This is a genomic window from Sinorhizobium sp. NFACC03, assembly GCF_900103435.1.
GTDB lineage: Bacteria > Pseudomonadota > Alphaproteobacteria > Rhizobiales > Rhizobiaceae > Ensifer.
Genome location: NZ_FMXF01000022.1, coordinates 1 through 15,514, shown reverse-complemented (window position 1 = coordinate 15,514; position 15,514 = coordinate 1). Strand labels below are relative to the sequence as shown.

Genomic DNA, 15,514 nt, shown 5'->3' with positions numbered 1-15,514 from the left:
GCAGAGGCTGCTCAGACCGTCGAGGCTGAGCGCCTAGCCGGGCGGCTACAATGCGTTCCGCCAGCGAGCGCGCAGCACGTCGGGGCGGTGGTAGGTTCACCCGCAGGGGTGGCAAAATTCGCCAGGTCCTCGAAGCGCCGAGTTTTTGATGCGCCTGGATATGCGTACTCAACGTTGGCTGCGCGATGCACATCCGCGCTGCTGCTCCTGCGGCCCTGCTCGGATGGATACGCAGAAACAGCGAGGGAGGACCCTCAAATCGCTATGTTCAAGGCCTGAATAACGGCTTCGATTGGAGAGGCGATGGTGTATTCTCGCCCCGCGTCCTCGTTTTTCCCCCACAAAAGGCCCATCACACGCAGGTCGCCGTCAGGATCGCGAACAAGAACGACGCTGCCGCTGTCTCCGTGATCGCTGAAGGGAGTGTGATTATTGCCCTCGATCGCGAACTGATTGAATTGTTGGGGCGAATCTATCGATATGTATCTTACTGTCCCGTCAGTGATCCCAGTGGTCAAGCCAGACTTGATCACTTGATCGCCGATCTGGATTTGTGTGCGAGAAATGCTGCCTGCCACCAACTCATCTGTACCGAAAACCCTCGTCGGATCGGCGGTCCGCGTGTCAAGGACTGAAGCGACCGCTGCGTCGATGAACGTCTGCCGGCCATTAAACGCGATATTGCCTCGGTGAGCGACGAGGTTGTCGCCGGCGGGATGGTTTCTCACCGAGTCCCCGCGCGCAGGCTGACAAACAGTTGTCGTCTGCTGGTCGTAGAACATGACATGTTCATTGCTGAGGATGCCCAATTGGGTGCCGCGGCGTACGGCCAAGCCCAAGGTTCCGCTCCATCCGACGAGCATGTTCACATCCGGGCCACACGCAATCCCACCGATCATTGGATTCATCGCCTCTTTCCGAGCGTTTCCGACCATGATTTGATCCGTAGTGCCCTCGATGAGGGGCAACGGAACAAAGGTGTTGCTGTGTTCGATGATGTCGATAGCCACGCCTGTCGAGCGGATTTTGTCGAACACCGCGATGGATGGATCGTTCGCGAGAATGGATGATCCCCTGTCGACAAAAATTACGAGAACGGGCTCGCCCCGCTCCCCGGTTGGCGTGGTGTTGAGCCCGACCGCCGATCCGTTGACGCCCTTGATGGCGTAAAGTTCGGTCCTGAATCGATCTTGTGCCTGCTCTATGCTTCTGTACTGGCTTAGCTCTCTGTTTTTCATCTTTGCCTCCGTTATGGAAACTGGAAACGTCTTCAACTCGGAACGATCCGGAGAAGCGATGGGGGGGCGGAGTCGACTGCGATAACTACAGATCTGAACGACGACCTGATCGCAGCCGCCCCATGAGTTGGATCGGCGATGAGAGCAACCTGGGTCAACGGTCTAGGTGCCCGCATGTCCTTGATCCTCACTCGGTTCTCACCGAGGCGGCGCATCACGCTTTGGAGCGATTTCCTTATGCGAGCGGAGGCTTGTTATGCTGCGCGTAAGCTGTTCCGGCACCTGAAACTTCAAAATGCGTTCGAGCGCATTCGAATCCAGATAGCGGGATTGATCGGACGGCAGAATCTGGTTCCACACGCCAATGATTTGAGGAGACGGAATCCGGAACACATAGTCTCCGCCCATCGCATAACTGGTAGTCGCCTTCCTGTCGGCCGAGGAAGCCTCCGTGCGCGAGACGCTAAAGCACAAGAAGCCGCCGCCATTGGAGACATTGCGCTCGGAATGCTCTTGAAGAGCTTTCGTAGCGGCGGCTTTGATCTTGAGCTTGATAGTGACGTCCTTGACCAGCAGCAAGGCAACCGGATAGCCGGGGAGCGTGTTGCCCGCAAGCCTTTGGCAGTTGGCTTTTGCGTTTTCACGGGTCGTCTCGCCGCCAAGCAAGCGCGCCAGTAACGTGCCTTTGGTCATACTGGCATCGGGTGGTGTGGTAGCGATGGTATCAAGGGCCTTGAAATACTGCTTGGTCAATGCAAAGACTTCGGGATGCATCCATGGCCGCTCGATCAAGACCTTCGTCGCGAGCATGCCGATCTGGATCTCAGAGCCGATTTCCATGTAGTCCGCTGCAAATTTCTGCGACGCCTCGGTGCTCTGCCCCCCAGCGCTGCCGAAAAACAGATCGACATTCCAATTGGTCTGCGAAAACGACGTGCTGGTATTGGATTCCGCCACCATATCGTTCTGCGTCACGGTCAGCGTAATAGGATTCCAACGACGATTGATGACGGCGTCCGCGACGGACGCAAACTCTGGGGTGTCGGGCGTACCAGCGGCCAATGAGGCGACGCCGTCGCCATTGAGAACGATGGCGCGTCCGGCAGACGCATTGAAATTTTTGGACGATGACAGCAGGGTTTCCAACTGCGCGTTCAGCTTGGCCAAAATCGGCTCAATCATTTCGCGCAGCCCGGCGCCAGCTCCAGATTTCAGATATTTGGTTGCTGCATCGGCCAGGCGCTGCCCCTTGGACACCATGCTACCGGTGTCGTCGACCAGCTTCTTTTGAGCGGCGCCAACGGCCTCGGCCACTTCCTCCCAGTTCGGCGTGCCTGGTTTGGCTACGAGCGGTTTTCCGTTACCCTTGTTCTGGGTGTTTAATTTCGCGATCAAATCATTTGCGCCAGTGGTCTTCTGCGCGTCGCTGCCCTGCTTGTATTGCAGGTAAGTCTTGACAGCCAGGACCGTGTTGTCGGTGAAGTTCTTGATTAGGTCGCTCGTCGCTAAGTAGTAGGCCTCGCGCGCCGAATTGAAGTCCGTCAGGGCCTGGGCGATAGCTTCCTTGTCGGGCGAAGCCGGGATTTGCGAAAGCAAGGCGTTGAACGCGTAGATCTGCTGCGTCAATTGCTCGATGCAAAGATCCTGGTAGCGTTGCAGCGCGTCTGGGGCCGCCAGCAAATCCGTGAACGTTGTCGACGGCTTCAAAGCGTAACCCCAGTCGCTTGGTGTGGCCCTCGTATTGTAAAAGAAGCTGCCAACCTCGGGCGGGATCGGCGTGGCGGCATTGCGCATGTCCTGCTTGGCACGCAGCAGAGCGGCTGCATCGTGCGTATCGAGAATGGCAAGGGCGTCCTCGAACTCCGATAGCGGAAAGTCGGCCAGCATACGGTTGTAGGCGGCATTGATCGCGTCGACATATCCCTCAGCGTTGTTCTCATACCAAGTGACGTAACGATCCCACCAGTCCGCGTCGCCGTTCGTCTTGAGACGCTCGTATTCGTCGGACTTGAGTTTGGCCCAAGCCTGCTTCTTTTCGATCCACCGCTCCTGCAATATTGAGAATTTCTCCAGGAGCGTCACCGTTGTCTGCACACCGTTAATGTCCACCTCGACCTTCTGATCAAGCCGGCCGCGGATAACACGCTGCAGATCAAGCAGCCGTTCGTTGGGAACAGGACCGAATGTCTCAAGCGCTTGGCGGTAGCGGTCCGAAACGCGTGTCCCGTCGGGCTGCGTGATCGGCGCGATCGGATAAAATTGGTCGAACAACACGGACTGGGCGATTTGCACCAATGTGTCCGGCGTGCCTGATTTGCCTTCGGGCAGCTGATACGGATCATAATCCAACACCGTGCCCGGCCACACGAGCGAGAAGAGCTGTTGTGGGTTGTCGTTGCCGAAAACACTGGCGAACTTTTCGTAAAGCTTGTCGGTCGGCGACGATGCTTGCTCGCCGGCTGCCAAGAGAAGTACAGGCGCTATTCCGGACTTCGCGCTGTCGGTTACTTCCTTCTTCCTCCCTTTTGCAATCAAACGCTCATCGGTTTCGAGGGGATTCAACTCGCTCTTGGCGATCGGAGTGAGGGCGATCTCAGTTGCCACCAGTGTGGCCTCGGGAGCAACTTTAGAGTCTGCATTTGCCAGCTGGGTCGACATCTGCGTGTTTCCTCTTGTTGGTAGAGCTCTGGTGTCGCGGAATTTTCGACGCGATCGTGTGCGATGTTGAAGATTTACCGCCCAGGTTGTAGTTACCACGATAAGAAATACGTTCGAAATACCTGAAACTAGGTAGAGTAATGACGCCACGGATTAAGTCGGAAGGGGTATCGCCGCTTCGATGACGGTGGCGCCCGGCTGCGAATCGATGCTGAGCGTTCCATTGAGGCGGCGGGTTCGTGTCTTCAAGCCTTCAAGGCCAATGCCCGAGCCAGGTTTCGTGACGTCGAAGCCTCGGCCATCATCCTCGACGCGCATCAGCAAGAAATTGTCCTCCACCCGTAGCGCAATACTGATATTGCGTGGCTCGGCGTGTTTCAGGGCATTGGTCACGCATTCCTGCAGCATCCGCATCAGTTCGCGGCTATATCGGGACGGCATGTAGCGGTTTTCCAGTCCTGCGAGGTGCCAGTCGCAGGTGACATCACGGTTTTCGCAGAGAAGGACGTAACGGCTTCTAAGTGGCGCAAGCCACTCAGCCAGACTTTGTGGTTCGTTGTTTTGCCCCGTCGACGTGTCGACGACGATGCGCAATTCCTCGCGCAACTCTTTCAGAATGGAGAGGAAGCGGTCGGAGCCAAATCTCTTCGGTTTGCGCTCGAGCAAGGCGATATTGTTAACCAGCGTGCCGCCGAGGCCGTCATGAAGATTGTGTAGAAGCGACATACGCTCGGCCTGGCGCGTATTCGACAGAGCCATCTCGTGCTGTTCGCGCAAGGTCAGGGCCAATTCCTGCTTTGCGACAGTGATCTTATCGACCAGTTCCTGATTGAAGCGTTCGATGCGTGTGAGGCTGGCAACGAAATGCCAGGCCAGCACGAATGCCATAGACACCACGCGGAGCTGGGTCGTGATCGGGAAATAGTAGAGCGTGCCGGGCAACCCCCCGATGAACAACAGTATGTCGTGAACTGCTCCCAGCAGCACAATGAAGTTGACGATGTTGAGGGCGATAACGTCGAGACGCCTGACTTTGCGGGTAAGCACGAGAAAGGCGATACAGGCTGCCAGATAGAGAATAAGGGAAAGCATCGAAAGCGCGATACGCGTGGTCGCGATATCAGACGATAACAGCATCCAGACCGTGGCAAGTGCGAAGCTGGCGAGGACCGCCTGTTCGAGCCTCGGAAAGCGACGCTCGCAGAACCGCATCGTAAACATGAAGAAAGCCACGCAGCACAACATGAACATGATCATGTTGATCCGGCTCCAGCTGTTCGTGTTGTTCAGCGGCCATGTGCTGGTCGCGATCTGATTGATCGAATATCCCGCCCAAGCCAACGACATCAGAGCGTACCACCCGTAACCGACTTCGCTCTTGCGTAGGAGCCAGACGATCAGGAAGAAGATGGCGAGCGCCAGCGTAAAAGCGATTTCGAACACCGGTATATCGTGGCGCAGGAATTCGATGTCGCTGAAGTACGCCTGGATGGCTACGGCATCGCCGGCCATGACACCGCCTAGCCCTGGTTGAAAGGCGGACAAACCGGAAACGCGGATCAGCAGCGTGTTTTCACCGACGACTAGTGTCGGCGGCGAAAGATAGAAAAGGCGCGAAACATTCCAAGAGCGCGACAAGGGTTCGACCAGGCTCGCGTCCTGATAGAGCAACGAACCGTTTAGCCAGACCGCGCCGGCGAGCGACCAGTAGTCGATCATCAAGGCTGCCTGTCCGGTGGTGCCGGGAGCAGCAAAAGTTAGTCGATACCAGACGACACCGTCGAAGCCTCCCCAACGCCTGCTCCAATCGTCTGGCAATTTAACGGGGGTCCAGCCGCTCGCGGGCGGAGTTTTATCGCTCCAATCCGACTGGGCCGCCTCGATTGTCTTGAAAGCGACGGTCGGCGCGGGCGCCGCGAAAGCCACGCCGGCAACGAGAAGCATCGCCACACTTAGCTGCGCGATCAGCCTAAGGCAAAAGACCATGAATGCGGGCCTCGAAGACCGCCTCGGTACGAGAGCCCACGGCGAGCTTTTTGTAGGTATTCTTTATGTGGCACTCCACGGTGAACCGTGACAGGCATAGCACGTTGGAAATTTCTTTGTTGGTGAGCCCCTTTGCGACCATGCCTAGAATTTCGATCTCGCGCGTCGTCAGGGCCGGGCCTTTTGTCGACAACGATGCGCCAGGGGGCGATGCAATGGTGTTCATCATTGCTAGAATGCGTTTGGCGACGAAGGGATCGATGGGGGCGCCGCCTCTCAGCGAACTGCGAATCGACAGGCTGATCTCGATATCGTCCCGCTCTTTCAGCAGATATCCGATAGCACCCGCCTGCAGCGCCTCAAGGATCACCTGGTCGGAACTCCAGGCAGAAATGACGATGATGGGTAATGCTGCATCTTGCCAATGCAGCTCCCGGATCAACTCGATACCGTTGCCGTCTGGCAGACCGATATCGACGAGGACCATCGCGAATGGCTGGTTCGAGAGCTGATGACGCGCCTCGAGCATGCTGCCGGCAAATGACAGGGCAGTCGCCTCGTAGCCGAGACCGACCAGTATGGTGTACAAGCGCTCATGCATCACTGTTTCGTCTTCAACGACAAGCAATGGGCTCGGCACTAGCGGGCCCGGTGCGTCGAGAGATAGATCTGTCGTCATCACCCTACCGGCCGCATGAGAGTAGTGAGGAAGCAGCAATACCCATAATTGCACCAGACGGACACCCTGAGATCAGATGGGGTGGGGCGGTTCAGGCTATATTCGCTTCGGCAATCTTCGATGATCTCACTAGCATGGAGGTAGCTGACGAACAGGTGCTCGTTGAGGCATTCGCCGCGCAAGCGTCCGTTGAAAGGGCCCTATGAGGCCGAAGACAGCAAGAACTAGGCCTTGGTCGAACGCTTCGCCAATGCAGCTAATGGCATGTCCAAACAAGAAATCGAACTCTGTGTGATACAGGCAGAGGCAATTGTCGCCGCCAAAAACCGGGCCTAACCTTTGCCCTTCAGGCATTCCACTCGATACATTATGCGACATTGAACGCCCAAAACAGGAACATTGACTGAATACGGGGTGTGCGGCGTCGTTGTAACCCACCTTAAGGGCGACGTCTGTCGCTTATGCAGTGAATGCCTTCGCAGGGCAACCGGATCGCCTCACTGCGACGCGACCGGTCGGGCAACTCCTCAAAATCGACCGCGGCACTTTAGGTGTCACTGCAGCGTCCGCGTCGGCGTACCCCAACCTTTGAATCGCGTGCTGAATGCAGCACTGAAAATGCTACTTGGCGTGAAATGGTAAGATGAAACGCGGCTAATACCGCAGTAATGCCACGGGCTGGGAGGCGTTCGCAACCAAGTTCTTCGCAGCAGCAAGAACTGTTGCGAGTCCTGGCCGGCAAGCGAAATCAACGAACCTCCTGGGTGAACGAATGAATGGCGGACTGAGATTATTTGGCGCGGCTTGGCGGCGCCGACTTACAGGGATGCTGGTGGTCGCTGGTAGTGTGATGGCTTGGCCGGTATCGGCGCAAGACGGAATCGAGCCGGAGGCCGATCGGATCCTGGCCGCGATGAGCGAAAATCTCAAGTCGACGCCAACCCTCAGTGTCGACTACGACGCGGATCAGGAGGTGGTCAATCTGCAGGGTCAGAAGATCCAGTACAGCGCCTCCGGCTCCATCGCCGTCGATCGCGCACAAGGTTTTCGAATGAAGCGCATGGGCCCCTTTGCCAGGGCGGAGGTGATATTTGATGGCTATACGATATCACTGCATGACAAAATGCTGAACGTTTACGCGCAACTTCAGAGCCCCGGCCGAAGTGTGGAAGATGCGGCCGAGGAGCTGCGCGCCGCCACCGGACTTGATGCTCCGGGAGCGGATTTTCTGGCAGGCGATCCCTATGCCGTTCTCACTGACGGCGTAACGGAAGGAACCGTTGTCGGATCGGCCTTTGTCAACGGGGTTGAATGCGATCATCTCGCCTTCAGGACTGATATCGTCGACTGGCAAATCTGGATCAGCAAGGGCAGCCGACCTTTGCCGCTCAAATATGTCATCACGACCAAATGGATGACCGGGGCGCCCCAATATACGCTGCGACTCAACAACTGGACGTCGGATACAATCGAAGCCGCACAGTTTAAATTCACGCCGCCAGCGGCTGCTCACAAGCTCGAACACGTCCACGCCGATGTTACCGGCGAGCTTTCTCTGGAGACGATGCAATGACGACGCGCAAGCTGCACGGAAAGATCTTTTCAGTCGCCATCGCAGGTCTAGGGATGCTTGCGGCAGACACTCTCGTTCCCGCGCCGTTCGGCTCGTTCGTACCCGAGGCGCAGGCGGTTGTGGGACGCCCGTTGACACCAGGAAGTGTCGCCGGTGTTGCTCGTCGTACCACGCGCCGAGTGATCCGCCGCTCCACGATATATGTCGCCGCACTGCCCGCAGGCTGCGTCAGCACCAGTGTCAATGGCACCACGGTGTGGCGTTGCGGCGGGGTCTACTACCAACCCTACGGCGGGCGTTTCGTCGTCGTTTACATCGACTGAAGCAACTCAATTTTTCAATGGAGGGATAGAATGGATATTACGCGTCGTGACTTGACGGCCGCCGGTCTTGGAGTACTGGCGACAGGTTTTCTTACTAGGCCTGCTGCTGCCGCCGACGGGTTGGTGGCAGATTTGCCGGAAGGGCTCGATGAATTCGCGCTCGCCGTCGAGGCGTACATTTATGCCTATCCTCTGGTGACGATGGAAGTGACCAGGCGTGTGATTACCAACGTCGCGGAACCCGAGGGAACCCGTGGCCCGATGGGGCATCTTATCAAGCTACGCCAATATCCAGACGCCAAGTTCCGGGATGTCACGGCGCCGAACGCCGACACTCTTTATACGACGGCTTTCTTTGATGTGGGGGACGAGCCCTGGGTGGTAAGCCTGCCCGATCTGAAAGACCGATATGCCCTCTTTCCGATGCTGGACGGCTGGACAACCGTATTCGACGTTCCCGGAAAACGCACGACGGGCACGGGCGCCCAGACATTCGTGGTCACCGGCCCCGGCTGGGAAGGCACACTTCCCGAAGGCGTGACCCAATACAAATCTCCGACGAGCATCGTTTGGCTACTTGGACGCATCTATTGCACGGGTACCCAGGAGGACTACGCCGAAGTTCATAAGCTCCAGGACGAAGTGAAGCTCTATCCCTTGAGTGCATGGGGCAAGGACTGGACAGCACCCAAAGGCAAGGTCGATCCGGCTATCGATATGGAGACTGCCGTTCGCGAGCAGGTCAATGGCATGGATGCCACTGAATACTTCACCCTCTTTGCCGAGCTTCTGAAACGAAACCCGTCGAGTGAGGCGGATGCACCGATGGTCGCCAAGCTCGCCGAACTGGGTATCGTTCCCGGCCAGGACTTCGACAAGAGCAAGTTCGATCCCGCCTTTGCCAAGCGCGTGCCCCAGGTCGCCTTTGCGCGCACCATGATGCACTTCAAGTTCAGCGATGGTGACGTGCAGAATATCGATGGCTGGGGTTTCACAACCAAGACCGGGATTTACGGTACCAACTACATTCAGCGCGCCCTGATCACCGCGATCGGTCTCGGAGCAAATCGGCCACAGGATGCGATCTATCCGACGTCGATGAAGTCCGGCGGCGGTCTGATCAAGCGGGCCTATAATGGTTCCGACAAGTACGTCATGACCTTCAAGAAAGGCCAGACGCCGCCCGTTTCGGGTTTCTGGTCGTTGACCATGTATGATGCGGACTACTTCTTTGTCGACAATCCGCTCAATCGCTACTCGATCAGTGCACGGCAGGACCTGAAGGCAAATCCGGATGGCTCGATCGACCTGTACATCCAAAATGAGTCGCCCGGAGCGGACAAGGAATCGAACTGGCTCCCGGCCCCGAAGGGAAAGTTCATTCTCATGATGCGCCTCTACTGGCCGAACGAGAGCAATCCCTCCATCATTGATGGTTCTTGGACGATACCGCCGGTGAAGAAGGGAAGCTGATGCTGTCAGCGTGCATGCAGCCGCCACGGCTCCGGTTCGTGGCGGTTGCGAACACGAACTATCGGCGTCCACGTCTCTCGGGAGCATGGTGCCATCGAGATACATAGCCTCAATCCAAGATGAATCAAACCACGTTAGCTTCGGCCCTGTCATTGGTTTTTGGAGACCAATTTTTGACAAATGGGGTCTGATCCAGTGGACTGGGCTTCTATGCACATCCTTCGGCCTTTGCTATTCAGTTTGTTCCTCTGCCTTTATGGGCTGACGAACCTACAGGCGCAAACACCTGCGGCCCGAAATGCGCAACCGTCAAAGGTCGCCGAACTGCTGCGTCTTCTCGAGGATGAGGACGTAAGAGTCTGGCTGGAGCAGAAGCAAGCGGCCGTATCCGAGCCCCGCGACAATGAGGCAGTGTGGTTCATCGAGGCATGGGAGGCCCGCTCGCGGGCCCGTTTCAACGCACTTCTTGCCGCAGTGCCACGCGCCAGCGATGAACTTTCCCGCGTCGTGTCTGCGGTTCGGCAAGAGGCGCGGGGCAGCGGTTTGGTGCCTGCGGCCGTGATGTTCGCTATCATCGCAGGCATTTCGTTTGGCACCGAATGGATTTTTCGTCGTTCAGTGCCAGTGGCACCCTTGCCCAACCATCCTTTGAGGCAGGCCTACACTGAGTTTCTGACGCTTTCGATATTCACGGCGACCGTTGCGATCCTCTTTTTCCTGTTCGACTGGCCGCCACTCATGCGGGTGGTGGTCCTCTACTCGCTTGTCGCCTTGGTCACCTACAGGCTCGCGACCGCGCTCTTCCGCATCGCGCTGGCCGCGTCCATGGTGTCGGCCTGCTCCTATTCGCGGATCAGAATATTCGTTGCATTGCTGGCGGCAACGATGACATTCTCGGCGATATGCAAGCGGCTTGCAGTTGCAGCCGGCGTCCGGTCGGCTCTCGCTAGCGGAATGTCGATTCCGCTTGTCGTTGTGGCAATCGCGATGATCTGGCGTGAGCGCTCCAGCGATGTCCGATCTTTGCAAGCCCGTGTCTCTCGCGCTATGAGCATCTCGGGCGTGGTCGTCCTGTGGCTGCTCTGGTGCGGCGACTTCCTCACTTTATTCTGGCTCGGCATGATGCTTGTCCTCGTGCCCCGCGCTTTGTCGATTGCCGGCAGCCTGACCCATACATTCTCGCCCTCGCTTTCAAGCGGAGGGGACCTAACGGACCCGAGGACGGTCCTGCTTGTCCGCGGAACGCGGGCCATTATCCTCATTGCAGCGGTCGACTGGGTCGCATTCGTTTGGCGCCACAATTTCCCTTTTGTTTCCGGAGAAGTGACATTGATCCGGACGATCATTGCCGGGGCATTCAACAGCGTCGTGATCCTGCTCATCATCGATCTCGTCTGGCAATTGGCAAAAGCCTACATCACCCGCAAGTTGAGCGACGTTGGCGATGAAGGGGCGCTCACATCGAACGCGCTCGCGCGAGAAAGCCGGCTTCGTACTTTGCTGCCTGTCTTCCGCAACGCCTTGGCAGCGGCACTTCTGTGTGTCGCGGTGCTCACGGTTCTTTCGGAGATGGGCGTCAAAATCGGCCCGCTGGTCGCCGGCGCGGGCGTGGTCGGCGTTGCAATTGGATTCGGCTCGCAGACCTTGGTCAAGGACGTCGTCAGCGGCATTTTCTATCTACTGGACGATGCCTTTCGGGTCGGGGAATACATCGAAGCAGGAAACTATACGGGCTCCGTTGAATCCTTCAGCCTTCGTTCCGTGCGGCTGCGGCACCACCGTGGGCCAATCTTCACCGTACCCTTTGGTTCGCTTGGCGCGATCAAGAATGCCAGCCGCGATTGGACTGTCGACAAAATCCGCATCCGTGTCCCTTTCAAAACCGATGTTGATAAAGTCCGCAAGCTCATCAAGGAAATCGGCGCGCAATTGCAGGCCGATCCGGAACTCGGTTCGCTCTTTATCGAGCCGCTCAAGCTCAAGGGCGTTGAGCAGATCGGTGAATACGGAATAGAACTTGGTATCGCCTTCACCTGCAGGCCTGGGGAACAGACGATGATCCGTCGGAAGGCTTACGCGATGCTGATGCAGGCTTTTCATGGCAATGGGATCGACTTTGCTCAGCCGGTGGTTCAAGTCAGCGGTGACGACAAGGAAACAGCCGCTGCGACGCTGGCTGCGCGGCAGCTTCCAGATAAGACTGCTGCACCGGGCACGGTCTAGCCAGCTTGATCGCGTCGAAAGCCACGTGAAGGGGAATCACGTAATTGCTGAGTGCGGTCCGCCTATAGATCGGTACCCGCTGCTGTGGGTGCACTGTCGGGATCAGTAGCGGATCGGCTCTCTTTCAAGCGATACTCGCGAGGTCCAAATCCGGTGGCCTTCCGAAAAGCACGGGAAAAACCAGCGGGAGAGGAATAGCCTAGATCCTCCGAAATGTTCGTGATCGAGACGGTTCCGTCGCGCAACATTTCCGTCGCACGCTGAATTCTCACCGCGCTTGTCAGGCCACGGAAGTCGGCCCCTGCCTGTCGAAGCTCCCGCTGCAGCGTCCGAACGCTCGTGTCCATGGATCGCGCAGCATCCTCGATCGACACATCGCCCGCCAGGAGTTGGGCGCGAATCTGTGCAATCGCAATTTCCAACAAGCTCCGAGGTGCACCGCCTGGACGATCGCGAGCGACGTCCTCGAGAGTCAGGATCGACCGAGATGTTCGTCGCGACGCAGCCATCATCCGATGCCGCTCAACGACGACCGCCACTGCTGGCGCATTGAATGTGACCGGGCATTGAAACACGTCCTCAAAAAGTGAGGTATGGCTCGGGGTCGGGATGTCAAGTTCGACGCGAAGGGGGCGCCAATGGTCAGGCAGATATGCCTTGAAGAGGCTCAGCAGTTCGCCAGCGGCAGCACATGCGACCGACTCATAACCCCTAGACCCAGCAAGAGCGAATTTATAGCCAAAACGTAGTTCCTCCTTCGTGGTGGTGACAATCAAATTGTCAAAACTACTATGATACTGCAGCGCCACGATGCTTCGCTTGATCGCTTGGCCGAGCGTGTCTGCTTCCGTGATAAAACGCCCGAAGCTGCCGTACGCGGAAACGTCCATATTGGGCACGAGCAGAAGACCGAGATTCGCGTCGCCCGCTGCCCTCGCCATCGCTTCGACGAACCCCACAACGGACTGCTGGGGAATATAGACATTGCGATCTTCGATCAGTTCTACGTCGAAACCCGCGGCGCGATTGGCCCGCAGCAGCGCTCGCTCCCCGAGCTCGCTTCGAACGAACGCGGGCAATCCTTGCAAGACATGGCTCGAGATCACGGGAATCGCGGCGATCTGAAATAGTTCCTGAAAACGGCATTGGCATAAAATGGATAGTTCTCACATATTCGACCGCCGGGACTATTGGCAAGTGGTATCTGTAAATCGAGGTGGATGGGACATACGCATGCAGAAATCCGTCTTCCTTCAAGATGCCGATGGCGGCGTCCAACTTATCGAGCCGGCAGTCCTTGCCACGGGCTTCCAAGCCACAGGCATGGCCAGTCAGTCGTTTTGGCACGAATAGCGCTGTCGGTCGCAGGGCGCTGGTTACGAGCAGGGCGGCAAAAATCCTGGAGGGCATCTGATTTCATTCATCCCAGCATCTCGTTCTGAAGATGCTACGGAAGCGAGCCCGCGTCTTATCCTTTTACGCCAAGCCTCTTCGGCCAAAGCCCCGAATATTCGCGCTTTCAAAAACAATCAAAAGTGGTATCTGTGACGTGCGCGTAAGTTGCAGTGACCGGAACGTAGCGTCAAATGATAAGTTCGTCGTCTGCTTCCATTGTACCTAGGATCGAGATGAAGAGGGGTAGCGGTTTAGCCGGTGAACTCCTTTGTTCGGACACTGAAGGGGCTCACCGGTGCACTCTCAATCGGCTCACGTCGAACTGCTAGGAAATTCTCCGCGAGATGGCATGATCTTCGTGCCTTCTGGGACCTTCTGGATGGGTTCCGATCGTCACTACCCTGAGGAGGGACCGGCCCATCGCGTGGCAGTTGACGAGTTCCTCATCGACGAGAGGCCGGTGACCAACGCCCAGTTTTCCAAATTCGTCGTCGGAAAAATGCCCGCTGTGCGTCGCCCAGCGGTGATCAATGTTGCTAAGAAGGGGTTCGTTATGGCCACTGGCACAGTTAAATGGTTCAATTCCATCAAGGGCTTCGGCTTCATCCAGCCCGACGACGGCAGCGTCGACGTGTTCGTTCATATCTCGGCCGTCGAGCGCGCAGGGATGAACTCGATCGTCGAAGGCCAGAAGCTCGGCTTCGAGCTCGAGCGCGACAACAAGTCGGGCAAAATGTCCGCAGGCCAGCTCCGCGCTGCCTAAAAGCTTTTAGCCGCCGATGACCACGGATGTACTGGCATGGCGGCAAGAAGTTCGAGAAGGTCAGGCAGATGTCTGGCCTTTTTCTGTTCTGAGGCTATCGCGCGTATTTATATCGGCTGACGCCACCGCCGGTGCTTGAAAACGGAATGGAACGGTTGGGTCCTGCTCTTGCGGCTCCCAGTGTTTCGCGAAAAGTCCAATGGTCAAACTGCTGAGCTAAATCCGTGCTAGAGCAACTCATTCCGGTCCTTGGTCGCTTTCGCCCGTCGCCGTGTGCCATCCGAGTCATTGCCACTCCCGCCGCAAGTTTCGCTGCGCGGCGGTTTGCCGACTGCGCCGCCTTCATTATCCCATTCTTCAAGCGAATCCCTCATCCGCGCCGCGGAAGCAGGATCCGGGTTGTCTACGTCGAAACCCGCCACGGATGCTTCGCTGATGATGGCATCCATCAGGTCTGGATCTGAGATATCCAGATCAGGGAAAACACGCCGCACTGCGCCGAGGGCTTCAGACGTCGCAAGCGGCCGGGCTTCTTTCTGACACGCGCTCAGAAACGCGCTGATGGCCGCGCGCACCTCAGGCGATATCTCGCGGGAGTGCTTTCTCATCATCACCTCCCAGTCCATCAAGGCTCTGAATCTAAACGGTGCCTGCGTCTCAATGTTCCTGGTTGCTCGCGAACTGGCCGTCGTCTGTGATCTTGGCCACCTCAGACATAGGTTGGATCAGTTCGGCGGAGTCGGCGGGGCATCGTCAACTTAACGCAATGTCGAATTCGATGTGCGATGACGGGGCATGCCACATCGTGATCCGCTCTATCGCCGCCATCGCTTCCCCGCCGAGATCATCGCCCACGCGGTGTGGCTGTATTTCCGGTTTCCTCTCAGTCTGCGGATGGTCGAGGACTTGCTGGCTGCCCGTGGGATCATTGTCTCCCATCAGACAATCCGGCAGTGGGCGGAGAAATTTGGCCGCACCTTCGCCAACGAGATCCGCCGTCGATCATCCGGTCGGCTCGGAGATAAATGGTACCTCGATGAGGCCGTTGTTTCGATCCGTGGCAAGAAGCATTGGCTGTGGCGCGCTGTGGATCAGGACGGTTTCGTCTTGGAGGTTCTTGTGCAAAGCCGCCGAAATGCCAAAGCGGCCAAACGCCTGATGCGCAAGCTTTTGAAGAGCCAGGGTCGAGCGCCGCGGGTATTG

General features: G+C 57.4%; 12 protein-coding genes and 2 pseudogenes. 7 read left to right on the top strand and 7 right to left on the bottom strand.

The window, feature by feature from the left end; genetic code table 11:
- Nucleotides 1-254: 254 nt before the first annotated feature.
- The 5 genes and pseudogenes from BLU35_RS24020 to BLU35_RS36275 all read right to left on the bottom strand — a co-directional run.
- On the bottom strand, nt 255-1,238 hold the full coding sequence (locus BLU35_RS24020; RefSeq protein ID WP_093234785.1) for a Nal1-like putative serine protease: 984 nt from the start codon (nt 1,236-1,238) through the stop codon (nt 255-257).
- Nucleotides 1,239-1,436: 198 nt separating this feature from the next.
- Entirely contained in the window at nt 1,437-3,896 is a 2,460-nt protein-coding gene (locus tag BLU35_RS24015) for a hypothetical protein (protein WP_093234784.1), read from the bottom strand.
- A 153-nt stretch (nt 3,897-4,049) separates the two neighbouring features.
- Nucleotides 4,050-5,840, bottom strand: coding sequence for a sensor histidine kinase (locus BLU35_RS24010; protein ID WP_286161612.1), 1,791 nt, complete (start codon nt 5,838-5,840; stop codon nt 4,050-4,052).
- Nucleotides 5,841-5,865: 25 nt separating this feature from the next.
- Nucleotides 5,866-6,561 carry a response regulator transcription factor gene (locus BLU35_RS24005; protein WP_093234782.1) on the bottom strand — a complete coding sequence of 232 codons (696 nt, stop codon included), beginning with the start codon at nt 6,559-6,561 and terminating at the stop codon, nt 5,866-5,868.
- 83 nt (nt 6,562-6,644) lie between these two features.
- Nucleotides 6,645-6,755 (bottom strand): annotated as a pseudogene (locus BLU35_RS36275) (integrase core domain-containing protein); the annotation flags it as partial.
- A 578-nt stretch (nt 6,756-7,333) separates the two neighbouring features.
- On the opposite strand from BLU35_RS36275, the gene BLU35_RS23995 reads away from it, so the two are divergent.
- The 4 genes from BLU35_RS23995 to BLU35_RS23980 all read left to right on the top strand — a co-directional run bounded on the left by BLU35_RS23995 (nt 7,334) and on the right by BLU35_RS23980 (nt 12,153).
- A complete protein-coding gene (locus BLU35_RS23995) occupies nt 7,334-8,134 on the top strand; it encodes a DUF2092 domain-containing protein (RefSeq protein ID WP_176907401.1) in 801 nt (266 codons plus the stop codon).
- Between the two features lie 53 nt (nt 8,135-8,187).
- Nucleotides 8,188-8,457: a hypothetical protein gene (locus tag BLU35_RS23990; protein ID WP_286161611.1), complete on the top strand. Its 270-nt coding sequence runs from the start codon at nt 8,188-8,190 to the stop codon at nt 8,455-8,457.
- 30 nt (nt 8,458-8,487) lie between these two features.
- Nucleotides 8,488-9,930 (top strand): DUF1254 domain-containing protein, encoded by a 1,443-nt coding sequence (locus BLU35_RS23985; protein WP_093234779.1) that lies wholly within the window; start codon nt 8,488-8,490, stop codon nt 9,928-9,930.
- A gap of 210 nt (nt 9,931-10,140) precedes the next feature.
- The gene (locus BLU35_RS23980) at nt 10,141-12,153 is read left to right on the top strand and encodes a mechanosensitive ion channel family protein (RefSeq protein WP_176907399.1); all 2,013 of its coding nucleotides are present in this window, start codon (nt 10,141-10,143) and stop codon (nt 12,151-12,153) included.
- Between the two features lie 62 nt (nt 12,154-12,215).
- Here the strand turns inward: BLU35_RS23980 and BLU35_RS23975 are convergent, their stop codons facing one another.
- On the bottom strand, nt 12,216-13,241 hold the full coding sequence (locus BLU35_RS23975; protein WP_286161600.1) for an AraC family transcriptional regulator: 1,026 nt from the start codon (nt 13,239-13,241) through the stop codon (nt 12,216-12,218).
- Nucleotides 13,242-13,897: 656 nt separating this feature from the next.
- Between BLU35_RS23975 and BLU35_RS36270 the strand changes: the two are divergent.
- Together BLU35_RS36270 and BLU35_RS36265 are read left to right on the top strand one after the other, a co-directional pair.
- Nucleotides 13,898-14,029: pseudogene (locus tag BLU35_RS36270) on the top strand (formylglycine-generating enzyme family protein); the annotation flags it as partial.
- A gap of 72 nt (nt 14,030-14,101) precedes the next feature.
- The gene (locus BLU35_RS36265; protein ID WP_286161610.1) at nt 14,102-14,311 is read left to right on the top strand and encodes a cold-shock protein; all 210 of its coding nucleotides are present in this window, start codon (nt 14,102-14,104) and stop codon (nt 14,309-14,311) included.
- 227 nt (nt 14,312-14,538) lie between these two features.
- On the opposite strand, the gene BLU35_RS23960 is transcribed toward BLU35_RS36265, so the two are convergent.
- Entirely contained in the window at nt 14,539-14,919 is a 381-nt protein-coding gene (locus BLU35_RS23960; protein ID WP_286161599.1) for a hypothetical protein, read from the bottom strand.
- A gap of 187 nt (nt 14,920-15,106) precedes the next feature.
- Here BLU35_RS23960 and BLU35_RS23955 point away from each other — a divergent pair.
- On the top strand, nt 15,107-15,514 hold a 408-nt coding region (locus BLU35_RS23955), incomplete at its 3' end, for an IS6 family transposase (protein WP_143032975.1).